21 protein-coding genes and 3 pseudogenes are annotated in these 21,925 nt (G+C 53.8%); 8 read left to right on the top strand and 16 right to left on the bottom strand.

Features of this window, described 5'->3' with window-relative positions; translation table 11 throughout:
* Positions 1 to 373: 373 nt before the first annotated feature.
* The 6 genes from tnpC to ACYZTW_RS16765 all read right to left on the bottom strand — a co-directional run bounded on the left by tnpC (position 374) and on the right by ACYZTW_RS16765 (position 4,167).
* On the bottom strand, positions 374 to 1,978 hold the full coding sequence (gene tnpC / locus ACYZTW_RS16790) for an IS66 family transposase (RefSeq protein WP_462000945.1): 1,605 nt from the start codon (positions 1,976 to 1,978) through the stop codon (positions 374 to 376).
* Between the two features lie 61 nt (positions 1,979 to 2,039).
* The gene (gene tnpB, locus ACYZTW_RS16785) at positions 2,040 to 2,375 is read right to left on the bottom strand and encodes an IS66 family insertion sequence element accessory protein TnpB (RefSeq protein WP_140682487.1); all 336 of its coding nucleotides are present in this window, start codon (positions 2,373 to 2,375) and stop codon (positions 2,040 to 2,042) included.
* A complete protein-coding gene (gene tnpA, locus ACYZTW_RS16780; protein ID WP_140682490.1) occupies positions 2,372 to 2,689 on the bottom strand; it encodes an IS66-like element accessory protein TnpA in 318 nt (105 codons plus the stop codon). The genes tnpB and tnpA overlap by 4 nt, the downstream gene beginning before the upstream one ends.
* A 215-nt stretch (positions 2,690 to 2,904) precedes the next feature.
* The gene (locus ACYZTW_RS16775; RefSeq protein ID WP_462000944.1) at positions 2,905 to 3,222 is read right to left on the bottom strand and encodes a LysR substrate-binding domain-containing protein; all 318 of its coding nucleotides are present in this window, start codon (positions 3,220 to 3,222) and stop codon (positions 2,905 to 2,907) included.
* A 122-nt stretch (positions 3,223 to 3,344) separates the two neighbouring features.
* The gene (locus ACYZTW_RS16770; protein WP_462000943.1) at positions 3,345 to 3,785 is read right to left on the bottom strand and encodes a hypothetical protein; all 441 of its coding nucleotides are present in this window, start codon (positions 3,783 to 3,785) and stop codon (positions 3,345 to 3,347) included.
* Between the two features lie 103 nt (positions 3,786 to 3,888).
* Positions 3,889 to 4,167 (bottom strand): DUF1652 domain-containing protein, encoded by a 279-nt coding sequence (locus ACYZTW_RS16765; protein WP_462000942.1) that lies wholly within the window; start codon positions 4,165 to 4,167, stop codon positions 3,889 to 3,891.
* Positions 4,168 to 4,590: 423 nt separating this feature from the next.
* On the opposite strand from ACYZTW_RS16765, the pseudogene ACYZTW_RS16760 reads away from it, so the two are divergent.
* The 5 genes and pseudogenes from ACYZTW_RS16760 to ACYZTW_RS16740 form a co-directional block, all read left to right on the top strand.
* Positions 4,591 to 4,818 (top strand): annotated as a pseudogene (locus ACYZTW_RS16760) (thiamine pyrophosphate-binding protein); the annotation flags it as partial.
* A pseudogene (locus ACYZTW_RS16755) lies at positions 4,816 to 5,144 on the top strand (hypothetical protein); the annotation flags it as partial. The pseudogenes ACYZTW_RS16760 and ACYZTW_RS16755, both read left to right, overlap by 3 nt.
* A gap of 156 nt (positions 5,145 to 5,300) precedes the next feature.
* Complete coding sequence (locus ACYZTW_RS16750) at positions 5,301 to 5,735, top strand: hypothetical protein (RefSeq protein WP_462000941.1); 435 nt, start codon at positions 5,301 to 5,303, stop codon at positions 5,733 to 5,735.
* A complete protein-coding gene (locus ACYZTW_RS16745) occupies positions 5,732 to 7,207 on the top strand; it encodes an ATPase domain-containing protein (RefSeq protein WP_462000940.1) in 1,476 nt (491 codons plus the stop codon). Before ACYZTW_RS16750 ends, ACYZTW_RS16745 begins: the two co-directional genes overlap by 4 nt.
* Before the next feature lie 9 nt (positions 7,208 to 7,216).
* Positions 7,217 to 8,248: a sensor histidine kinase gene (locus ACYZTW_RS16740; protein ID WP_462000939.1), complete on the top strand. Its 1,032-nt coding sequence runs from the start codon at positions 7,217 to 7,219 to the stop codon at positions 8,246 to 8,248.
* 540 nt (positions 8,249 to 8,788) lie between these two features.
* Here the strand turns inward: ACYZTW_RS16740 and ACYZTW_RS16735 are convergent.
* From ACYZTW_RS16735 to ACYZTW_RS16725, 3 genes are all read right to left on the bottom strand, one after another.
* Positions 8,789 to 10,084 (bottom strand): NRAMP family divalent metal transporter, encoded by a 1,296-nt coding sequence (locus ACYZTW_RS16735; protein WP_462000938.1) that lies wholly within the window; start codon positions 10,082 to 10,084, stop codon positions 8,789 to 8,791.
* Positions 10,085 to 10,453: 369 nt separating this feature from the next.
* The gene (locus tag ACYZTW_RS16730) at positions 10,454 to 10,642 is read right to left on the bottom strand and encodes a hypothetical protein (protein ID WP_462005772.1); all 189 of its coding nucleotides are present in this window, start codon (positions 10,640 to 10,642) and stop codon (positions 10,454 to 10,456) included.
* Positions 10,643 to 10,659: 17 nt separating this feature from the next.
* Positions 10,660 to 11,217, bottom strand: coding sequence for an ATP-dependent Clp protease proteolytic subunit (locus tag ACYZTW_RS16725; RefSeq protein WP_462000937.1), 558 nt, complete (start codon positions 11,215 to 11,217; stop codon positions 10,660 to 10,662).
* A gap of 256 nt (positions 11,218 to 11,473) precedes the next feature.
* Between ACYZTW_RS16725 and ACYZTW_RS16720 the strand changes: the two genes are divergently transcribed.
* Positions 11,474 to 11,839: a KGG domain-containing protein gene (locus tag ACYZTW_RS16720; RefSeq protein WP_462000936.1), complete on the top strand. Its 366-nt coding sequence runs from the start codon at positions 11,474 to 11,476 to the stop codon at positions 11,837 to 11,839.
* Positions 11,840 to 12,243: 404 nt separating this feature from the next.
* On the opposite strand, the gene ACYZTW_RS16715 is transcribed toward ACYZTW_RS16720, so the two are convergent.
* The 7 genes and pseudogenes from ACYZTW_RS16715 to ACYZTW_RS16685 all read right to left on the bottom strand — a co-directional run bounded on the left by ACYZTW_RS16715 (position 12,244) and on the right by ACYZTW_RS16685 (position 18,548).
* Positions 12,244 to 13,083 carry a LysR family transcriptional regulator gene (locus ACYZTW_RS16715; RefSeq protein WP_462005771.1) on the bottom strand — a complete coding sequence of 280 codons (840 nt, stop codon included), beginning with the start codon at positions 13,081 to 13,083 and terminating at the stop codon, positions 12,244 to 12,246.
* A gap of 31 nt (positions 13,084 to 13,114) precedes the next feature.
* Complete coding sequence (locus ACYZTW_RS16710) at positions 13,115 to 13,510, bottom strand: hypothetical protein (protein ID WP_462000935.1); 396 nt, start codon at positions 13,508 to 13,510, stop codon at positions 13,115 to 13,117.
* Positions 13,511 to 13,603: 93 nt separating this feature from the next.
* Positions 13,604 to 15,106, bottom strand: coding sequence for a glycine betaine/L-proline transporter ProP (gene proP / locus ACYZTW_RS16705; protein ID WP_462000934.1), 1,503 nt, complete (start codon positions 15,104 to 15,106; stop codon positions 13,604 to 13,606).
* Positions 15,107 to 15,288: 182 nt separating this feature from the next.
* Positions 15,289 to 15,453 (bottom strand): annotated as a pseudogene (locus tag ACYZTW_RS16700) (LLM class flavin-dependent oxidoreductase); the annotation flags it as partial.
* Positions 15,454 to 15,476: 23 nt separating this feature from the next.
* Entirely contained in the window at positions 15,477 to 15,887 is a 411-nt protein-coding gene (locus ACYZTW_RS16695; RefSeq protein ID WP_462000933.1) for a response regulator, read from the bottom strand.
* An 879-nt stretch (positions 15,888 to 16,766) separates the two neighbouring features.
* Positions 16,767 to 16,970 (bottom strand): DUF2934 domain-containing protein, encoded by a 204-nt coding sequence (locus tag ACYZTW_RS16690; RefSeq protein WP_462000932.1) that lies wholly within the window; start codon positions 16,968 to 16,970, stop codon positions 16,767 to 16,769.
* A 711-nt stretch (positions 16,971 to 17,681) separates the two neighbouring features.
* Complete coding sequence (locus ACYZTW_RS16685) at positions 17,682 to 18,548, bottom strand: patatin-like phospholipase family protein (RefSeq protein WP_462000931.1); 867 nt, start codon at positions 18,546 to 18,548, stop codon at positions 17,682 to 17,684.
* Positions 18,549 to 19,327: 779 nt separating this feature from the next.
* Here ACYZTW_RS16685 and ACYZTW_RS16680 point away from each other — a divergent pair.
* Together ACYZTW_RS16680 and ACYZTW_RS16675 are read left to right on the top strand one after the other, a co-directional pair.
* The gene (locus ACYZTW_RS16680) at positions 19,328 to 20,560 is read left to right on the top strand and encodes a PDDEXK-like family protein (RefSeq protein ID WP_462000930.1); all 1,233 of its coding nucleotides are present in this window, start codon (positions 19,328 to 19,330) and stop codon (positions 20,558 to 20,560) included.
* Positions 20,561 to 20,645: 85 nt separating this feature from the next.
* Positions 20,646 to 21,809: a restriction endonuclease gene (locus tag ACYZTW_RS16675; protein WP_462000929.1), complete on the top strand. Its 1,164-nt coding sequence runs from the start codon at positions 20,646 to 20,648 to the stop codon at positions 21,807 to 21,809.
* The last annotated feature ends 116 nt before the right edge of the window (positions 21,810 to 21,925 follow it).

Here is a 21,925-nt window from a genome sequence, read left to right as displayed (position 1 = left end):
CAGGGCGTAGATCACGAATGTAGATAACGCTATGCCAAGATTGTCATTCGCCGTCAGAATTTTGTTCGCATGCTGCCTTTTCATCGCAACCGCTAATCACATCCGTGCAGACGTTTCGCATGGATTGCTCTGGGACTACGGATACGGGCCTAGCGCTTACTTGGCTAGCCGTATTTTCTGGGGGGCGCTTACGTTTTTTGACCCGCTTGCAGCACTGCTACTTTTCATCAAACCAAGAGCCGGAATCGTGCTTACGGTAGCGATTATTTTGGTCGACGTAACTCATAACACTTTTTACGTCGCATTGAGGCAGCAGTGGCTGGAGCCGTTCTACCTGTCCCAGGTAGCTTTCCTTATCGTAGTATTCCTACTCTCACCCATCGCTTGGAATGGCCCTATTCGAGACGTAGCGCTCACCAATCCAGTCCGAGTGTGATTCGCTCCACTTATGAGGTAGAAGCTCTTCGATTTCACTCGCCCGCTGCGTCGGCAAGCGCGTCAGAACGTCTTTCAGATAAGCATACGGATCATGCCCGTTGAGCCGCGCCGATTGGATCAAACTCATGATCGCCGCCGCCCGTTTGCCACTGCGCAGCGAACCTGCGAACAACCAATTCGAGCGTCCAAGTGCCCACGGCCTTATCTGATTTTCGACCGCGTTGTTATCGATGGGTACAGCGCCGTCTTCGAGATATCGAGTCAGTGCAGTCCAGCGCTTAAGGCTGTAATCAAGAGCTTTGGCGATAGCCGACCCTTCGGGCACAAGGTCGCGCTGGGCCATCATCCAGGTATGCAGTGCGTCGATAACGGGCGCCGCTTTTTCCTGCCGTATTCGCCAGCGATCTTCAACGGTCATCTCCCGCGCTTGCCGTTCAATTTCGTACAACCCGCCAATTGAGTGCAGCGCCTGCTCGGCCAGTTGGCTTTTGTTCGTCGCGTGCAGATCGAAAAACTTGCGGCGGGCGTGGGCCATGCAGCCGATTTCGGTGATGCCTTGTTGGAAGCTTGCTTTGTAGCCGGCGAAATCGTCGCAAACCAGCTTGCCATTCCACTGGCCAAGAAAGTTGCGTGCATGTTCGCCCGCACGGCTTGGGCTGAAGTCGTAAAGCACAGCTTTGAGTGCCGAAAAAGGCGTGGTGCAGTAGGCCCAGACGTAAGCACGGTGGGTTTTCCTCTCGCCCGGTGCGAGCATCTGCACCGGCGTTTCGTCAGCGTGGATCACGCCTTGAGCAAGCACTGTTTCGCGCAGCGCATCGACCAAGGGCTGGAGCTGCACACCGGTTTGGCCAACCCATTGCGCCAGTGTCGAGCGGGCGATAGCCAGGCCGGCGCGGCCAAAGATTTTCTCTTGGCGATACAGCGGCAAATGGTCGGCGAATTTGGCCACCATCACGTGAGCCAGCAGCCCTGCGGTCGGGATGCCCTTGTCGATTACCTGGGCCGGAACCGGTGCCTGAGTCAGCGTTTCACACTCGCGGCCGACCCATTTCCCGCGCACATGCTGCTCCACGGTGAACATGCCCGGCGTGTAATCCAGCTTCTCGCTGACGTCCTCGCCGATCCGCTGGAGCTGGCAGCCGCAGGCGCATTGGGTGTTGTCTGGTTCGTGATAAATCACGGTGCGCGGAAACTGCGCAGGCAAAGGAACACGCTTTGGCTGCTTGCGTGGCTCGGCTGGCGCAGCCGGCGGATTCAACGCTTTCAGCTCGGCTTCAATGGCCGCGATGTCGGTGTCGAGCAGGTCGTCGAGCAGGCTGCCTTGAGCAGGGCTCAATTGTTCACTGCGCTTGGCAAACTTGTTCCGTTTGAACCAGGCGATTTCGTGGGTGAGTTGCTCGATGATGGTTTGGTCGCGATCGTTCTTCTTGCCCATCCTGTCGACTTGCTGCCCGAGAGAATCAACCCGGGACAGCAACTGCGCCGCGAGGGCACGCAGTTGGTCGGGGGACATTTGGTCGAGGTTGGGTGAGGACGTCATGCCGCGAACTTTGCCAGAGCAGGCCGTTCGCGGCGATAGACCAATGGGCTAATGGCGGGTGTTAAAGCAGTGTGATTGCGCCGCCAGCCCCAACGCGTTGCCAAGGTAGGCCGAGCACCAAGGCCTGAAGTTGCTCAGTATCCAGCTCCATCTCGCAGCCTTGTCGAATGCCTGGCCAGTGAAACTTGCCTTGATTCAACCTGCGAGCAGCCAGCCAGACGCCAATCCCGTCATGCACCAGCACTTTCATACGAGTGGCGCGGCGGTTCGCGAACAGATAAGCGCAGTGCGGCTTCGCCGCACCGAACACCGCAATCACCCTGGCCAGCGCAGTTTCAGTGCCGGCACGCATATCCATGGGCTCGGTGGCGAGCCAGATGGCATCGACGCGAATCATTGCGCGAGTCCACGGACAAAGCGGGCGCAGCCTTCAGGATCGGAAGTTGGCCATTTCACTGTGATCGATTGCTCGCCAAGCGGCAGCTCAATAATCGCCAACGCTTCCGCCTGCCGTTTGGGCGTAGCTCTCAACGGAACGAAAGCCGGCAACGCCGCTGGCGGCTGGTCTCGGTAAAGTGGTAGCCACTTGCGGATAACGTTGGCGTTGATGCCGTGGCTGATGGCAACGCTAGATAGGGTTGCGCCCGGTTGCAGGCATTCCTGAACAACCTGGGCCTTGAAGGGTTTCGGATAAGAGCTTCGTTGGCGCATGGAAATCCTGACGTTAAGGGCTATCGCGTCCGCTTAAAAATACGCGGACACCATCGCCCTTAATGCTGGAGTTCGGAAGGTGTGTTCGCCGGCCCCTTACACTCGAGGTCACGATCGTCCCGGTCGAAACCGGCATGAGCAAATAGCAAAAACCTACGACATGCACCTAGTCAGCATCCTACTCAATCGCTTGATAGAGAGGGGCGAAACAATTTTCACGTTTCACTCGTTACGGGCTGATTTCCGAACCGCTCTACAAGGAAGTCTACAAACGCTCTCACCTTTGGAGACATTTGTTTGCTGCCCGGCCATAGAATCTGGAAAACAGTGGTACGGGTCATGTACGAATCCATCACAGATCTGAGGCGCCCATTAGCCAAGGCATCCTTAACCGCAAAATCCGGCACGCAAGCATTACCGCGCCCGTCATGCACCAGATGAAGCTGCGCTATCAAACTACTGCTGATCATCGTCATGGGTAGTGCTACAGCGGCGCTGGTTGGGCGAGATTGGCGTAACGGCCATTCTTCCAACCTGCCAGATGCCGGGTAACGGTAGTGAAGGGACGCTTACGTACAAAGGGCCCTTTTTGTTGCCTCGGACAAGAGTCTGGATTGGGACAGTTTTTGAGGGGAGGCCTTGTTAGCGCAGAGGGCTAACTACAAATGAGACTAACTGCCTTTGCGGCGCGTTCGAGCTGTTGTTTAACATCGACGGGTATTCGCTGTTTCATTAATCGTTGTTCGAGGAATGCTTGATCGCCTCGAGCGTCCACCTCTGCCTCAACAGCGGCGTCCTCCGCTTCTATGGCGGCAGCGTGACTCTCCATGACCGAATTAATATCCGCCTCGCTAGTTGCACCTTCGAGAGCACTGATTAGTTTCGCCACTTCCTCTTCTTCAGCGTTAGCGTATGCCTCTACGGTCATCCCGACAGCCAATGCTCGCGCTCGAATTTCCACTCCTTTTAAGGTTTGCTTCGCTTCACTGCACGAAAATTCTTGATTCTGCTTGTCGACGGCTCTCCATTGGAGCAGTCCATCGCTCATCGTGCCGATGATTGCTAGGGTGAGAGTACCGATCAGGATCCGCTTCATAATCATTCTCGAATGTCTGAGAGGTTTCGATGGGGTGTTTCATCTCATTCGAAGAAATCAAAGCGTAGCATTGGCATCAGTTTAAGGAGCAGTCAACCTCATATCACCGACGTTGCAACCTAGAAACTGGATTACTGACTGTATAGCTAGAAGCAGAAGAAACGAGTTCAAGATCCTGCCGCAGCCCTGCGACAAGACTTGCGATGGCATGCCCGTTACTCAGTTGAGCTAACGAGATACCGGTGACGACAAGAACTTCTTGATTCGAAGTATCGTGGAAAAATCGTACCGTCAGAGCGGCTCCCGGATCGACTGTGCATTCGCAACGAGTGGGCAGAAAACTTTGTTCTACTAAGTGACTGATTTCTAAAGTAGATAGCATGGAGGCTTGTCTCGGACGGGAGCCAGCCAAATGACTTTTGTCTGAATGGTAATGAGGAAGCGTCGTGAAAGTACGCGCTCGATAGGGCTTAACCTAATTCATTGGCTAGGGGCTCACCAATGAGTGTATATCCCGTGCCTTCAGATGCTTTAGATCCTTTCGGTCTCGGGTTCGTGGGTTACCCCACTCTAGCGCGCCACTTTTCAAGACGAAGAATGCCACCATGGATAGGGGCAAGAAAAGGAATTCACCAGGCCATCGTCAAGGGCCGAATGAGGCCCGGGGGTTACCTGGTTACCCGCACGAAGCCCCTGAAGAAGAGCTTGGCATTGAAACGCCCGAACAGGACAACGACAAGGTTGGCTGAGCTGCACCTGCCGTTCCAGCAGCGACTCTACGAATCGGTGAAAGACGAGGATCTTAATGACAACGACAGTCAGCGATTTTCTGGTTGAGCGACTCAGCCAATGGGGCGGAACGCGGATTTTTGGTTATCCGGGGGACGGTATCAACGGTGTTTTTGGTGCGCCGAGTCGTGCCCAAGGCAAAATCGAATTCATTTAGGCCCGGCACGAAGAAATGGCTGCGTTCATGGCCTGCGCTCATGCCAAGTTCACGGGAGAGCTGGGCGTGTGTATTGCGACCTCCGGCAAGTTGTTCACGCTAGTGGTACCACCGTTTCTTGCGTTTCTTGCGTTACTTGGGGTGTTAAGTTTGCTGAATGCTTGGCCCGGTATTCGCGCGGCATACGATATTATCGACCACTGGCATTTCAAGCAGAGCGAGCTATTGCATAGCGAGCCTGTGATGGGGTTGGCGTATGACGATCGCCTTTATTTTGTGAGCGAGAGTCCACGCACAAGGGGTACCGAAAGGCGTTGCTGTTTTCGGTTCGCACACCTTGGATCTTTGCGACGTTCTGGATATTGCTTGGCATTTGGTCGGTTTATATCCAAATCACAAATCCAGGTGTTTGAGGCGTAGACAGAGAGGCAAATCCTTGCTGTTTGGGACTACTTTTCTTCAGCCACCTAGCTGGTATCCGAACATCATCAGCTCTGCGTCCAAATGAAAACTCGATCACAGGTTATAGGGTGTACCATTGATAGGCGCCCATCAAAAATTAGTGAGCCATGTCCACGCTAAGCGAAGAGAGCCGCCAGATCGTAGCTTCTCTGGCGCACCGTGTTGGCCCCAACGCTGACATTGCAACAGTCGCGCAAGCGATCGCATCAATATTGCAGGATATGGACGCAGCCCTCACGCCCATCATTGGCCATCAAGGGGTTGCCGCGCTTTATCGCCGCAGCCTCCATCTGTGCGCCTCTACTCATCCGCGTCTGGCCGGCACCTGTGACAGAGTGCAGCCTGGCATGGATCTGACTGCCCTCAAGTCCGTACTCGTTGAGCAAAGCGAAGCCGATGCGCTGTTTTTCGGTGAAGTGTTGCTGACCACGTTTTACGAGCTGCTGACCACGCTGATCGGGCCCTCGCTCACCGCACGTTTGCTTCGTGGCATGTGGGAACCTTCTTTGAGCGACACCCCTTCGCAGGAAATTTCGCCATGAGCACCAAAGTGACTATCAACCGCCTGGCCACCGGCGTGCCAGGACTGGACGAGGTGCTGGGCGGAGGATTGCCGGAGTTTTCGTTCAACCTGATCGCAGGCCCGCCTGGCTGTGGCAAAACCACCCTGGCGCATCAGATGATGTTCGCCCTGGCGACGCCCGAGCGCCCGGCACTTTTTTTTACGGTGCTCGGCGAGCCGCCGCTGAAGATGCTGCGTTATCAGCAGCAATTCGATTTTTTCGACAGCGAAGCGATCAACCAGTCGATCCGCTACATCAACCTGGCGGACGACACCCTGGCCGGGAATCTGGACGAAGTGCTACGGCGCATCGTCAGCGAGGTGGAGGCTCACTCCCCCGCACTGGTGTTTGTCGACTCGTTCCGTTCGGTGGTGTTGGCCAGCCAGACCCAGGACAACCCCAACAACAACCTGCCGCAGTTCGTTCAGCAATTGGGCATGTTGATGACCACCTGGCAGGCGACGACCTTCCTGATTGGCGAATACTTCACCGAAACCGACACCAACCCGATTTTCACCGTGGCCGACGGCCTGATCTGGCTGCGTCAGAGCGTTCAGCGCAATTCCATGGTGCGCAAGATGGAAATCATGAAGATGCGCGGCCAGCCGACGATGCCAGGGCTGCACACCTTCCGCATCGCGACGTCGGGGATCAAGGTCTTTGCGCCGGCGGCACTCAACTCGGTTGAAGCACCGCTGGAGTTCCCGATCAAGCGCCTGAAAATGGGCGTGCCACAGCTCGACGAGATGCTTGGCGGCGGCCTGCCCCGTGGTTATTCCTTGCTGGTGGCCGGGCCATCGGGCTCGGGCAAAAGCATTCTGGCAGCGACCTTCCTGGCCGAAGGCGCGCGCAATGGTGAAACCGGCGTGATCGCGGTGTTCGAACAACGGCCCAATCATTTTCAAAATGCCGCCCTCATTCAGTTGATCCAAAGCGGTCAGGTAGGCTTGGTGGACAGTCGTGCACCGGACCTGTCCATCGACGAAATCGTCCAGTTGCTATTGGCCGAGATCTCTCGCCTGAAAGCCACTCGTGTGGTGATCGACTCGTTGTCGGGCTTCGAACTGGCGCTGGCGCCGACCTTCCGCGAAGACTTCCGTGAATCGCTGTCGCGCATGGTCACCGCGCTGACCAGTGCCGGGGTCAGTGTGCTGATGACCTCCGAGCTGGAAGACCGCTACACCGACCTGCGTTTCAGCCCTTACGGCACGGCATTTCTCACCGACGCGATCATTGTCCAACGCTATATTGAAGTAGAGAGCCGCTTACTGCGCATCATGGCCGTGGTCAAGGTGCGGGCCAGTGCCCACTCCGATGAGCTGCGCTTGTACCGCGTCGATGAAAACGGCTTGCAGATTGGCGAAATGCTTCATGACCAAGAAGGTCTGCTCGGAGGCCGACCCACAAAGCGGATTTCAGGTGTATCACATCCAGGAGATAAAAATGCTTGAGCCCGACTCATGAGTAATGTCGATGGCACGAATGAGCGTGAGATCGCTAATGCCGCTCACGAACTCTTCCTGCTTGGCCAGAAAACCGTTGAAGCACGCGCCGTGCTGGCAGCACTTCAAAAAGAGTTGAGCGACACCAGCAGCCGGCTGGTGGATAGTCAGCAGGTCGAGCAGGTGATTGAGGCTAATCAGCAGCCAGTACTGGCGAAACTGCTGGTGCAGTCAGACGCTATAGTCGCCCCACGCTTGGAAGAGCAACGTTTGTACCAGGAACTGCGTGAGGCTAATGCCCAGCTGGTCATAGCCGCACTCAGCGCTCAAGACCTTCAGGCTGTAGCCGAGCGCGCACTGAGTCAGCAAAAAAGCATATTGGCGACGGTGGCTCATGAGCTACGTAACCCATTAACGCCTATCAGTATGATTGCAGAACGTATGGTGCGTTTGCCTAGCGATCAGCTGCCTCGGATGCGGGAGTTGATCGAAGGCCAAGTGCAACATATGTCACAGCTGGTCGATGATCTGCTGGATGTCTCCCGTGCCAGCACTGGCAAGTTGCGACTCAATCGCCGCGATGTCGACATAATTCAAGTTCTGCGTGAAGCCATTGATGCGTGCCGCCCTTTGATGAACGCACAAGAGCAGCAGTTCAACGTCCATCTTCCCGATGGCATCTTGATGGTTAATGGTGACCCGGGGCGCCTCGCGCAGATTCTCCACAACCTTCTGGCGAATGCGGCTAAATACACACCGACCCACGGTGGAATCGAACTCTCTGTAACAGTAGCGTCCGACGTTTTGAAGATAAACATTTCCGACAATGGAATCGGCATTTCCGCTAAAGCACTCCCGTTTATTTTCGACCCCTATGTTCAGGACGTGCATGCTGTCGGCTTCAATGGGTCAGGCTTGGGCATCGGACTGACGGTAGTCCGCGAGCTGGTTGAGGCGCACGGCGGCGAGGTTACCGGCATGAGCGAGGGTGATGGCAAGGGTAGCGAGTTCGTGGTCACGTTACCGTTGGTGATCCATACAAGCGGATAAGAAACGCGTGAACAGTGATTCATCTGATTCCAAGGGGCACGCCCCTGTTCCAGCCAGACAAAATGACTGCCGTCCATCGCTCGGGCTGATCCATTAAAAACCGCAATCAGATTCTTGGTGGGCACTGCGACTCATAACTTCGAGTCAGACCCGCTGAGCACAGGATCCGACATGAACTCAACGGACGACTTTAGATTTAAATCTCATGAGCTGCTTTTAGATCTGGATGCAGCTATTAGCAAAATGATGATGTTGGTCGCAACTCGCGAGCTTTGCGGTGAAAGGTGGTATGCGGCTGTAACCCAACATTCGGATGCGTATGTAGCTTGGAGTTCTCATCTGAATGAGTCATCTCTACCGAACTCTCCTATCCTTTAAGTCGGAGAAATCACCTCTGGGTCACTGAGCGAAAAGAGAGCGGTCGTGCGACCAACCGGGCCAAGCCTTGAATGCTATGGATGATGGCCCGAGTCACGATTCTCCTGGGGAACCACCCACTGGCTATGACTGAGATACCTGACTGAATCTCAGAAAAAGGTTCTACGCTGAAAACATGCGCCAGAGCATACCGATCACGACAAAAGCCATTGCTATAGTACAGCTCCAGCCCAATACCCTCAGCCCAGGGTGAATGACGAAAGAGCCCATTATTTCTTTGTGCGATGCCATCAACATCATGATGAACATGACAGGCACCGCAATCACGCCATTGACGACTGCACTCCAAAACAATGCTTTGATGGGATCGATCGGAGCAAAGCAGATCAATACACCCAATAATGTTGCCGCAGTGATAATGCTATAAAACGCTTTGTTTGTTTCTGGCTTGGCCGCCAAGCTATTTCTCCATCTAAAGGTACCGGCTACTGCGTAAGCAGCAGAGCCTGCCAGCACGGGAACCGCTAACATACCGGTTCCGATGATGCCTGCGCTGAACAACCAAAATGCGAATTCCCCCGCAATCGGTCGTAAAGCACCCGCCGCCTGTGCGGACGATTGAATATCTGTGGTGCCATGCATATTTAGCGTGACAGCTGTGGTCAACATAATAAAAAACGCAATGAGGTTCGAAATTCCCATACCCACTATTGTGTCAATTTTGATGCGCGTAAAGTTGGCTCGCGCCTGGTCTGGCGCATCAATCAGCGTCTGAGCCTTAGGGTCAGCCTCCATATCTTCAACTTCCTGTGATGCTTGCCAGAAAAAGAGATAGGGGCTGATGGTTGTGCCAAAAATGGCAACCACCATGGTTATATACTCCGGCTTCCAGGACATGTGAGGCCACACAGTCTGGCGAACGACCTGCCCCCATGGAATCTGCACGGCAAACATAATGCCCACATAAGCCAGCAACACGAGTGTCAGCCACTTGAGTACCCGCACATAGCGCTTATACGGAATGAACACCTGCAGAAGCAGAGAAACCAGACCAAAGCCGACTGCGTAGAATTGAGACGATCCGCCTATCAACAGCTTCAACGCCGCCCCCATCGCTGCGATGTCCGCTGCAATATTGATGGTATTAGCAAACATCAATAGAGCGACGATGCCATATACAAAAGGCCAAGGGTAATTGCTGCGGATATTGGTAGCGAGCCCGTGCCCGCTGACTCGGCCTATTTTTGCGCTGATGATCTGAATGCCGACCATCAGGGGGAAGGTGAAAAACAACGTCCAGAGCGTATTAAAGCCAAATTGCGCGCCTGCTTGCGAGTAGGTCGCTATACCGCTTGGATCATCATCCGCCGCGCCTGTGATAAGGCCGGGCCCTAGTTTTTTTATCCACGAACGATGGGGAACCGCCGGAGGCTTGCCTATGAGCTCTTTCTTATTCATTTTTGATTTCTCAGGGGCACCGGATGCCACACCAAGTTTTGACTGAGGCTCTTCAACGGGAGCTCCTTGGCAGAATTCAGGAAGGCGTATTGCCCAAGGGGAATGGCTGCTCTGGGCAAAGGCTGCCGATCACCAGCTCCGAATAGATCGCGTGCGGCAGTGGTAGCCATGGCAATCTCCTTGAAACGTACAAGGGATGAGAGGGCTTAAGCTTTAGCCCCATCTATGCGCTAGACGGAGCGTGTGACGGTTGAGTTCAACGCCAAGGCTCAACGGTGTATTTCGATGCCCATTGCTTGGCGTGCATTTTTCTAGGCTATTTCACTGCTTTAGCCGTAAGCCTCGCCGAGTAGCGACCCTATGGATAAATCACTCAGGTGCCATGAGCACGGCGAGACTCATGTTGATGAACTCCTCATTCTTGCTGATCGTGTCCAAAGCACCACGGACGTTTTCGGCAACGTCCGCAGATCCGCGCTGCTCAACCCAAAGCGTCAATTCCATGATGGCAGCAACGATTGCTCTCTCGTGATTAGTCTTTGATATACACGGATATATCGCGGAGCGGGCTCGGCTCATCCACCGCTGACTTTCCAATGTTTGACATCATCAGCGAACATCATTTGCTTCATCTCATGAGCAATCCCGTATGCCAGAGACTCGTGGGCAGCGATGACTTTTTCTTCTGCTGAAAGGCAATGAAAAATATCGAGCTTGGTTTCTGCGTCAGCAGTTTCGAGTGTGAAAATTTGCACGTAACGCGCGAGGTCGTTGTCGAGGCTCGACAGGTATTCACGCAGGCGCTGATGGTCGACTGATTTTTGGCTGAAGTACCAATTCATCGGGTGAATCAGGAAGCGTGAGTGGGGCGAGGTGATACGGCGGGCTGCCGCCAAAAACATAATGATGCCCATTGATTCGATGTTGCCCGCGTTGATCGCGCATAGCGGTACCGGCAATGACTTCAGGAACGTGTAGAGGGTGAAGCCAAAGTTAGTGCTACCCCCGCTTGTAGAAAGATTGAGGAGCAAGGAGGTGGCGCCTTGATCGATGGCTTCGAGGCAACAGTCCCGGAAGCGCTCAGTCGTTCCCTGATCGATCTGGCAATGAAAATGCACGATGTGTTCAGTCATCGATTGACCTCCTGAGTGTGATGCATGGAGGGCTTCTACGAGTTACTAAGTCTAGTAAATATCGAACATTTCGTATGAAAAGCGTGCCATCGATGGATGGAGACACACCGTCAGTCGAATGCGCGCATTTTCAATGGAACCAAATACCCCAATCCACTCGTCGCGAACCTGATATTTCCGTTCAAACTTTCTGTTTTGTGCGTGCTCCGAATTAGACGAGCCCATGCTCGTGCTAACGATGTAGAGGTGAACAAAAATGGCCAATACAGGAAACAAAAATCCAGGCAATTTTTCTAATGACCGGGACAAGGCTTCTGAAGCCGGCAAGAAAGGTGGTCAAGCTTCCGGCGGACAACAATCCCGCGATAGCGATCGCCTGTCCGGAGGCGGGCAGGGTACGAATCGCGGAGGCGAATTTGCCGACGATAAAGAAAACATGTCCAAACCAGGCCAAAAAGGCGGCCAGGCTTCAGGCGGACAACAATCCAACAAGGCTGATCAATCCACCCCCGGTGGAAAAGGAAGCGGACGCGATAGCAACCTTGCCGATGACCGCGATAAATCATCTGAAATGGGACGCAAGGACGATGGGATGAGCGGAGGTGGAGGACGCAAACCCTGATGCCGTCTGACCCTATCAAGCCCCGAGTCTTTCGGGGCTTGATTTCGATATTGTCGGCCAATACTAAGATCCGAGTCTCGGCTCACAACTCAGCAACGAATATGTTTGGGGGGGAGCAATATCAGAGGCGAGTGCCCATCGCCAGAATTTTAAGAATCGCTTCTACCGCTTTCGAAGGGATTGGCCCCAAGACGATCGAAATTTAAACGCAAGAGGCGGCATAAGTGATCCTATGAACAGGCATCTGCCTTGTTCACGAAACAACCTCTTAAGATGTCGAGGTTATCCCAATGCACCTGATCGAGATTTTTTTGCCGTTCAACACGAACGATGGCACGCCTCAGCCCGTCGAGCTTTTTCGCCATGTACGGGAGCAGTTGGCTGATCAGTTTGGAGGATGATCGTTATTGTTCCAGCCAGCCAGATTGAGTCTGCGGAAAGCGCTCTTGCAGCCATTCGATGAAAACTTGCACCTGCGGTGCTAGGTGCGTCCGGCTTGGGTACAGCAGCGACACAGGGCGAGCGGCAGGCCGATAGGGCCTTAGAATCTCCACCAAAACGCCGCTATCCAGATACTCGGCCACGGTGATGCCTGGCGCCTGGATTATTCCGAAGCCCGACACGCCGCACTGAACGTACGCATTCGACTCGGTGACTGTGATGCCGGCGTCACTCACAAACGCTCGATCCTGACCTTTTACAGAAAAGTGCCAAGGCAATGTTCTGTTGCTCTGACCGGACAAGAAGTTGACGCCTCGATGGGAGACTAGATCGTCGAGTGTCTCGGGTTCGCCGTGCTCGTTCAGATACTCAGGCGCTGCGCACGTCACCATGGTTGCCATCGCGATGGGGCGAGCGATCAATGTCGAGTCCGGTAAATCGCCTATACGCAACGCACAGTCGATGCCTTCACCTATCAGGTCAACGGCTCGATCGGTCACGCCCAGTACCATGTTGATGCCGGGGAAGGTGCTAGTGAATTCTTTCAGGCTTTTGATGAATTCCATTTGCGAGAAAGCGGTCGGGATATCGACGCGAAGTCGGCCCACGAGCGTTGCTCCGGTACGGTCAAACATCGAGGTCGCGGCAGAAATATTCGCGAGAATTTCCTGCACTCGCTCATAGAACCGTTCGCCCTCGGCGGTGAGCGCCACCTTTCTCGTGGTGCGTTGGAATAGGCGCACGCCCAATGACGTCTCCAGCTCCTGGATGTAACGGGTGACCTGAGGCCGCCCAATGTCCAGCGACTCGGCGGCTTTAGTGAAACTGCCGAGTTCAGCAAGCCTGGCGCCCGATGGCTGTAGTCATATGCGGTACCGCGTAGGCCTTGTACCAATGATTCATTCCCGCAATTGCTTTCTGAGCGGGTGCTGTATCGGCTGCCCCGACCAATTCCGCGCAAGCCTGCGCCATTGAGACAAGAATGCGGGCTGCTTCGGGAACATAGGGAAGGTCATTCCCAGTTTCATGACGCTCACGAATGATCTGGTAGCGAATGTTCTCTGGGAGTGTCCAGGCACTGATTAAAAACTCCTGAACGGAGTAATTGACGCCTTTGATTTCCACGGTCGCGGAGCGATATTCCTCATTGAATCCTGCCATTTCGATCTGCTCACAGCTCTCGATAACAGTGTTCATCATTTCTCGAATTTGTTGCCAATCAGTTTTCATTCGAACTCCTTTTCAATGTTGTTCTTCAGGATACGTCGACTGGGTTTCTGTGGACAGAATTGAACGGCAGCTTCTGGACGATAGTGCCCCCCGTTATTCGATTCGCGGATGCTGCTGCACGAGATGCTCACGTTTCGCTTCCAGCTCGGCGATTTCTGCGTCGATGTCCTCGATCTTCTGCTCGATGTTGTCGTGATGTTCTTGCAGCAGTTCGTGCGCTTCCTCAATGTCGGAAGCCGCCGGAGCTGCACCACGCAGCGGTTTGTTCGCTGTTTCTTTCATCGTCACGCCGGTAATCAGACCCACCACGGCAATAACCATCAGGTAGTAGGCCGGCATGTACAGATTTTGCGTGCTTTCCACCAGCCAAGCCACGGCGGCAGGGGTCAGACCCGCGATCAACACCGAGACGTTGAAGGCGCTGGCCAGCGCGCTGTAGCGGATGTGAGTGGGAAACATCGCCGGAAGGGTAGAAGCCATCACGCCGATGAAAAAGTTGAGCAGCACCGCCAGCACCAGCAAACCGGAAAAGATCAGGCCGATCTTGCCACTGTTGATCAGCATGAAGGCCGGGATGGCGAGGAAGAACAGACCGACGCTACCGCAGATAATGAAGGGGCGGCGGCCAATTTTGTCGCTGATGAAACCGATCATCGGCTGGACGAATAACATGCCGACCATGATCGCGATGATGATCAACACGCCGTGATTTTCACTGTAGTGCAAGTTGTGTGTCAGGTAGCTCGGCATGTAGGTGAGCAGCATGTAGTAGGTGACGTTGGTGGCCGCCACTACGCCGATGCAGGTCATCAGACTGCGCCAGTGCTGGGTGGCCACCTCCTTAAAAGACACTTTCGGGCCTCTGGCAAGGCCTTCGCGATCACCCTGTTCCAGTTGCTCGACATGCTGCTGGAACGCCGGTGTTTCCTCCAACGCGTGACGCAGGTAGAGCCCGATCATGCCCAGGGGCAGGGCGAGGAAGAAGGGCAGGCGCCAGCTCCATGCCTCAAACTGCTCTTCGCCCTGAATGGTGGAAATCAGCACGACCAGGCCTGCGCCGAAGACGAAGCCGGCGATCGAACCGAAGTCCAGCCAGCTGCCAAGGAAACCGCGCTTGCGATCCGGGGCATATTCGGCGACGAAGATCGAGGCGCCGGTGTATTCACCGCCCACTGAAAAACCTTGGGCCATTTTAGCGAGCAGCAGGAGGATCGGCGCCCAGATGCCAATCGAGGCATACGACGGAATCAGCCCGATGGCGAAGGTGCTCAGCGACATGATGACGATGGTGGCCGCCAGGACTTTCTGCCGACCGTACTTATCGCCCAACGTACCGAAAAACAAACCGCCCAAGGGCCGGATCAGGAAGGGAACCGAAAAGGTCGCCAACGCGGCGATCATCTGGAGGCCGGGATCAGCGCCGGGGAAAAATACTTTGCCGAGTACATAGGCGACAAAACCATAAACGCCGAAGTCGAACCACTCCATTGCGTTGCCGAGTGCAGCGGCTGTGATCGCCTTGCGCATCTTGGCGTCGTCGACAATGGTGATGTCCTTCAAGCCAATCGGTTTGACGTTCTTCTCACGTGATTTCATGCGAGCCACTCTGTAACTGATCTGTCCTTATGCAAACCGCTGAGCTCCGGTGTGGCTCAGGCCAGACGGGTTTGCCTTTACCGATGCTATCTTTTTGATAGCACGGCCTCTTTCTGATCAGATACAAGAGAGCACGAAAAAATTCACATCTCGCCGTTATTTTTTGCTAGCGGCAACAGCTGTCAACGCGTCTGGTCGAAACGAAACGAAACGAAACGATGCCATGCCGACGCCGGCAAGCGACTCGCACGATCGTCGCGCAACCTTGAGCGGAAAGTGCCGCCCTTAGGTTCGGTGCGAAAGAAGCCGCACTTCTGCAACTCGGGAATGATCAGCTCGGGAGCATCAGAGCTAACAGGCCTACGACGCCTCAAATCTTACGGATGGGATAATCAGGCTGCAGGAGAGACGCCACCGCAATTACTAAGTCGTCCAATGACCAGGGCTTATGCAGATAGATGGTTGATAGCGGTACTGTTGCGGGGTCTATCAGATACCCAGAGGTCAGAATGGCCGCGATGTAAGACCATCTACCCCTGACCATTTCAATGAATTCGATACCTTGAATCTGCCCCGGAACACCGTGGTCTGCGATCACTAACCGGCACTGATCATGCGCTTCCAGCAGATAGGTTAACGCGTCATCAGCAGTTTCGAACGCTACTGCCTTTGCGCCTATCTCCGCCACTATATCCACGATCAGCGAACGCAGCGTCGGGTCGTCTTCGATGACGATAATCTCTCCTTGAATCGGCAATATCCCTTCCCAATTTACGTTCACTCATCGATTCCTTGACCAGGCAGAACGTGCCGACATCTCTAAAGTAAGACTCTGAGTCTATGTCCAATTTCGAAATGCGCGACCCTGAAAACAATTCGTTTGGTATCGAGCATACTAATGACATGGCGTCATAGGCCACGTGCGGCTGTCTACACGAAAGAACTTGAGAGGGGTCTTATGGCAAGCTCGCGCCTCTCAGCGGAAACAGACGAAGACCGTTGCTGAAGTGACCTATGGTGTAGGTATCTCAGCGAGGACGTAAAGATGATTTCGAGATTCGTAGTTGTCCCTACAGTCCCCACTGAAACTGGCTCCTCACGTAAAGGAATACGCGGTTGCTGCAAAACAGCACATTTAGGTTTTAACATTTACGACAACGAGAAAAAGATGCGCTCGCAGGCTACCTTTCTGAATCGAGAAGAGGCTGAGGCTGAATGCCAGTGGATAAACCTGCGGCGGGTGCAGAGCGTCACCTCACATTCGGACACCTTCTAGATTCACGGGATTGTTCTCAAGCCCCGAGTATGGAATCAGGCACGTTTGACCTGCGCGTATAGAATCCTAGAAATCCCTTACACCCGGTTGAGAGATATGGAGCTGGTCTTGAAACGATGTGAAAATGCCTAGACGCTCAACTGCCTGTGAGCGGAGCACTTACAAGGCCCGGCCCCTCGGCATAGCTGATCGCTTTCTGAGGGATGAACATACGCAAAGATCACTCGATGTTACCCAGAGTCACCTGAATGATTGAAAGCGCCAAGGGACTATAGAGATAAGTGTTCACTTACGGCGATAGCGCGCATTCGACGGTGCGCACTATCGATGGGTATCTGTCAGATCGTTGATCTTCATCTTCAACTGAAGCTTTAATGTCCATGTTTATTTCGGTCTTCTGCCTCGGCTAGAGTCAGCTTGAGACGGTGCCGCTTCGCTGCTTGGCGTTGAGCCAGAGGTTGAACTGTCAAAATCCTCTTCGCCGGCTGATTTTTCAGCAGTGAACCAGTGCTCCAGGTCTTGTCCTTGCGGCTTCCCTTCTTTCTCCCAAAGCCGATACGCAGCTTCTCGAATTTTTTGCTCATCCATCTTCGAATTCCTCCCATTTTCACTGAGTGATTTCGGGCGAAACGGGAGAAGCAGTGTCGCCTCCCGATCCGTCTATCAGCGTTAAGGGTAGTCCTCATAACAAGCTTCGCCATCGCTGTTGATTACATATCTTTAACGACCACCTCTGGGGCCGATGCAGACACTGGCTGAAGAGCAAGGGCAAAGAGCCAGGAGCGCTGCGGCCTTTCGCCAGTGCTGCGGCTGGATCGGTAGATACGACCTATTTGTACCGAAAACGCCATCGCTCCGAACTTTCTTTCGATCTTTTGAGTCGACCAAGCACCAACCTGATCAACGCGCTCAATAGCGTGTCAGTGGGAATGCCATCGCAAGCGGCCCACAACAGATCGGGTACAACTATAAAAATGGTGATTCCAATGAATTGTCTTATCTGTGTAGGTGTCGCTGAGCGCATTCGGTGCTCTGGCCCTTGGGAAGAAAGAGACTGTCCGGACTGCGGACGCTACCGAGTCTCGGACGAACTCATATTGACATTGATGGAGCAGGGCCAGATTTTCGATGTCAGCAAAACTAGGGGTTGGCTTGATAGCAGGCGTGTGGGAGGTGCGATACCTTCTATTGAGATCCATGAAGCGCTGTTGTTGCCTTGAGCGGTTCGAAGTCTGAGGTATTACTCTCGCAATATTGCACGGAGTGTTGAGGGCCTCTTTTATAGATAATTCACATCACTCAATGCTCATGGGCATGTGAATGGATGGTCAGGGCACCAGGTACCTTGGTGCGTTCGAGCCCCCCACTTTCCAGCCACCGGAGGGTCTGCTCATAGGCACGCTGCAGCAAAGACTCGGTCTGGTCAAAGTTGAACACCGAGACATCCACAGGGCACAAGGGCGGGACGATGTGCAGGCTGGTGAGAGTGCGGAAGTGTTCGATGTCGCTCACCAGTTGGCGCATGCTCATCAGATTGACGGTGTGCAGGGCTAAGGCGACCAGGCCTCGGGGCGGTTGTGTTAGGGCGCAACTCACCCCGGTAGGGATTACCACGACGTTGGTGGCTCCCAAGGATACGGCAGTCGAAATAGGTGTATTGCTTGCCACTCCGCCGTCAACCAGGAACTGATCGGCGATTTGTACGCAGGGGAACACCAGTGGGATGGCAGCGCTGGCCAGTAACGCCTGCTCGAGTTCGCCACTGGACAGAACCGTCTCGGCACCACTGAGCAGGTCGGTGGTGACGATGTGTAGGGGCAGCGCCGCATCCTCAATGCGATGAATGGGCAGTGCTTGACCCAGCAATCGGTTCAAGGCCGCCGGCTGCAACAGAAAGCCACGCCGTTTGATCAGTCCTCTACAGGTATCGAGCCAGGAGAGGGGAAAGATGTCATTTTTACAAAGCCTGCGCCAGAATCCGGCGAGTGCCTCGACGCCGTCGGAATCGGGCCTTGCGGCAAAGTAGGCACCGTTGATAGCGCCTACCGAAGCGCCAACCACCAAATCGCATCGAACATTGGCCTCAACCAGGGCCCGCAACATGCCCACCTGCACCGCACCCAAACTGCCGCCGCCAGCGAATACGATTGCGGTTTTGGTCGCCATGGTCGAAGTCTCAGTGCAGAAATGTATCGAATTAGTGTAGCTGACGGGCTCCTGAGCCCCACTTTACTGTCTCGTAACGCACTTTCCGCTTGGTAACCCCGAGACTGTTACCATGCGTGAATCGCGTTACACCAGCCACCAGGCTATCCGATGGCATGAAGGTGTAGGGGTAGTAGTGGAGCTCCGGTAAGTCGAAGTCGGCCAGATCCAGCACAATGAGGCGTTACTCGTTCGCCATCGGCGCCAGGTCACAAAGCCGGCGCGACGAGTAAGGAAAGCACGGCAACAACGCCGGCTTCAGTTAGCAAGCACAACAGTGTCAGGACGCCCTCCAAAAATAATTTCTCAGCACCTTTGAATTCAAAAAAAGAAATCGGAGTTCTTATTTGATAACAAAGCAAAAACAGAGATCTTGGAGTCTTCGCCCAATCCTGGCAGCAACAGATTTTAGGTCAATCGACTCGATTGATTCCTGCTGCTTTTGCCTCGGCTCTGGTTTTTCTGATACTAAAAAATTAAGACCGCAGTGAGCGGCGAAGTGGGCTTGCCGATATAGCAGGGTAGATCGCTTGTTCGCGACGTAAGTCGCGGCTAGCTTTTCAAGCCACCCGAAATCTCAAAAATCAGGTCGGGTTGTCTAAATGTGATTGGCGCCAAGCGAAGGCCGTACTCAACACCGCAGGTAACCCGGCTCCCATCTTTCGTCATGAGCACCTTTAGCGTCGTAAGATCAAATCCCTTGAAACGTCATTTACTGAGCAATGGAGTGCGCCCAGCACATGCAAAATCTACCGAACACGCAATCGCTTTTGGAGCGAGCCGGCTACCTAGTGAAGGAGAGTCAGGCAAACCTCGCAACCACAGGCGAATCCTTTAACATTTTCACAATCACGAAAATTGAGCGGGCAGAGGTCGCTACGCATTCGGCCATGATTGCGGAATTACTCAATCCGCGGGGCAGTCACGGAAAAGGCACAGTGTTCCTCGCCCATTTTCTGTCCACTATCGAGCTTGAGCACGAGTACTCCTTGGACAATGCGCAAGTTCGAAAAGAGCAGACGTTTGATGGTAGTCGGGGTCGGGTAGATATCGTCGTTCACTTACGAAGTCACCTCATCCTCATTGAAAACAAAATCGACGCTGAGGATGGGAACTGGCAGCTGAAGCAGTACGCCGACATCGGCATGGGGTCTGGCAAGAATTGGAATCTCTTGTACTTAACCAAAAAAGGTACTGATGCCCACGAACGTAGTCATCAAGGGGTCAAATACCAACGGATCTCCTACCGTGAGCACATCCTTGAATGGCTCAATCTGTGTCTCGAATCCTGCACAGATACACCGGCACTTCATCACGCATTGATCCAGTACCGAAACCTAGTTAGAAAAATCTCAGGAATGACGATGACGCAGAAGGCCAGAAATACTCTGATCGAGCTGTTGTGCAGCGACGATGACAGCTTTAAGTCCGCTGATGCCATCGCTGAAGCATTGCCCTATGCAAAGGGTTCAGTTTTGTTCCGCTTCTTCCAGGCAATTCAAAGCGAGATTGCGAGTTCCCATCCTCGGACGTCGTCACCACCTGGCTTTCCTGGACTGGAATTCAATGAAGAGAATTGCTCGAAGTGGTTCATGGCCGGTAGGTTGAAGGTGAAGCACGTAGGCCTGTTTTTCAGTATCGGCGTCGAAAACATGCTGTTCAGAGTCGAGGTCGCGTCGGACGCCTTACATTATGGTTTTGTGCCTGTCACCAGCGATGGCCTGGGAAGTATTGAGAAGCAGGCGGAATCGATGCAGGAGCTTCCACATATTTTCCCGCGGCAGTGGAAGGCCTTCCAATGGCATAGCCATCTCTATCAAGATAACGTGGCCAGCAACATGCAATGCCTGCTAGACCCGTCCCCTATCATCGATCAGATTCTACAAACCATTCAGCACGTCCAAGGCTTCCAGCGGAGTTCGAAAGAAGCTGAAACGGGCAATGACCTATCACTTGCGCCTTCGTTGGCATAGCCATCCAGCTTCGCTTCTGCCCATAAGCTCAAACGCAACCCCACATGGCCGATGAGTCGTAACCTTCATTTCGGGATGGAAATCGATGATTTACCAATGCAATGGATGCAATAGAACTACTTTCGAAACGACGTGCCCTTGGTGCACGAGTTCTGAGCTTTCGCCATCGTCCGAACTGAGCTCCCGTCACCTGACTCCCCTAGATCCGTCTTTCTACCCGGATTTTCAGTACAGATCGAAAGGCCTACTGAAAGACTTCTTGGGGAAGAAAAAGGAACAGGCTCAGCTCTATGACCTGCTGAATAATGTCCTTAGGAAGTATGCAGAGCTGAAGCAACCATACTTCACCAATTTTATTCATACCACGCGCGAAGGAGCAGCAGGTCGTGATGAGACTGACGTTCCAGGGCCAAGAGTGGATGGTGTCTACACCGAGCGTGAGCTATTCAGGGAAGTCTTGATTCGCAAGGGGTTTGACGAGCTTGAAGAGCTTCCGTCGCTCTTGGATAAACTACTCCTGACCACTGAGTTTAATTCGGTCTACCTTGGCTTTTCGAGGGAACTCAGCCGTCATATCAAGGCAGATTTCGCTGACACTTTAAGGTCTTGGATCGAGGAGGCGGGTACCACCTTCAGAGCCGACCTTGCGCTGTTCTATTACAACCTTTGGGAGAATGACGTCCCATATCCAGGATTCCAATTCAACCCGCAAGCCATTTCTACACTTGGGGTGCCCCTGCTGCCGATACAGGCATTTCGAAATGGGCTGAGTCTTTGCGAGGAGATTTACTTCGATATCTTGGTCGAGCGACTGGCAAGCCAGCTGGAACATTTCAATCCCAACCGGTTCATCACGATGTATCTCGTGGACGCTATGGACGGATTCCAGTTCGAAGATTTCCTGGTCGAAATTTTCCAGACCATCGGATACGACGTCAAAGAAACCAAAAGAACGGCTGACCAGGGTGCAGACCTGTTCGTAAGCCGATTCGGCAAGAACATGGTGATCCAGGCGAAAAATTACACCGGCTCCGTGGGCAACTCCGCTGTGCAGCAGGCCATCTCAGCCAAGGCCTTCTACGGGTGCGACGAGGCAATGGTTGTTACCAACTCGTACTTCACCAAATCTGCAAAAGAATTGGCGAGCACCGCAGCCGTGCGACTGATCGATCGGGAAGGGCTCCAGAGCTACCTGGATGATTACAACCAGAAGCTGATCGAGGTTTTTCAGGCTGAGGAAGAAGAGTGAACAGTCCTGCCTGACTTTGTCTCAGCAAACTATCGAGTGCGGCAATCACCACTGCTTCCGAAGCAGGACGTACTGTCAGCTGTGGCCTGCCGTTCCAGCGGCAGTCATTACCGCGT

This window comes from Pseudomonas sp. LB3P25 (assembly GCF_054897985.1).
Note: the sequence above shows the minus strand (reverse complement) of the source record. Positions and strands in the feature narration are given on the sequence as shown.

Coding starts and splice junctions, on each gene's coding strand:
- tnpC (WP_462000945.1), bottom strand. CDS start 1,978: ATGACGTCCTCACCCAACCTCGACCAAATGTCCCCCGACCAACTGCGT.
- tnpB (WP_140682487.1), bottom strand. CDS start 2,375: ATGATTCGCGTCGATGCCATCTGGCTCGCCACCGAGCCCATGGATATG.
- tnpA (WP_140682490.1), bottom strand. CDS start 2,689: ATGCGCCAACGAAGCTCTTATCCGAAACCCTTCAAGGCCCAGGTTGTT.
- ACYZTW_RS16770 (WP_462000943.1), bottom strand. CDS start 3,785: ATGAAGCGGATCCTGATCGGTACTCTCACCCTAGCAATCATCGGCACG.
- ACYZTW_RS16765 (WP_462000942.1), bottom strand. CDS start 4,167: ATGCTATCTACTTTAGAAATCAGTCACTTAGTAGAACAAAGTTTTCTG.
- ACYZTW_RS16750 (WP_462000941.1), top strand. CDS start 5,301: ATGTCCACGCTAAGCGAAGAGAGCCGCCAGATCGTAGCTTCTCTGGCG.
- ACYZTW_RS16745 (WP_462000940.1), top strand. CDS start 5,732: ATGAGCACCAAAGTGACTATCAACCGCCTGGCCACCGGCGTGCCAGGA.
- ACYZTW_RS16740 (WP_462000939.1), top strand. CDS start 7,217: ATGAGTAATGTCGATGGCACGAATGAGCGTGAGATCGCTAATGCCGCT.
- ACYZTW_RS16735 (WP_462000938.1), bottom strand. CDS start 10,084: ATGAATAAGAAAGAGCTCATAGGCAAGCCTCCGGCGGTTCCCCATCGT.
- ACYZTW_RS16725 (WP_462000937.1), bottom strand. CDS start 11,217: ATGACTGAACACATCGTGCATTTTCATTGCCAGATCGATCAGGGAACG.
- ACYZTW_RS16720 (WP_462000936.1), top strand. CDS start 11,474: ATGGCCAATACAGGAAACAAAAATCCAGGCAATTTTTCTAATGACCGG.
- ACYZTW_RS16710 (WP_462000935.1), bottom strand. CDS start 13,510: ATGAAAACTGATTGGCAACAAATTCGAGAAATGATGAACACTGTTATC.
- proP (WP_462000934.1), bottom strand. CDS start 15,106: ATGAAATCACGTGAGAAGAACGTCAAACCGATTGGCTTGAAGGACATC.
- ACYZTW_RS16690 (WP_462000932.1), bottom strand. CDS start 16,970: ATGGATGAGCAAAAAATTCGAGAAGCTGCGTATCGGCTTTGGGAGAAA.
- ACYZTW_RS16685 (WP_462000931.1), bottom strand. CDS start 18,548: ATGGCGACCAAAACCGCAATCGTATTCGCTGGCGGCGGCAGTTTGGGT.
- ACYZTW_RS16680 (WP_462000930.1), top strand. CDS start 19,328: ATGCAAAATCTACCGAACACGCAATCGCTTTTGGAGCGAGCCGGCTAC.
- ACYZTW_RS16675 (WP_462000929.1), top strand. CDS start 20,646: ATGATTTACCAATGCAATGGATGCAATAGAACTACTTTCGAAACGACG.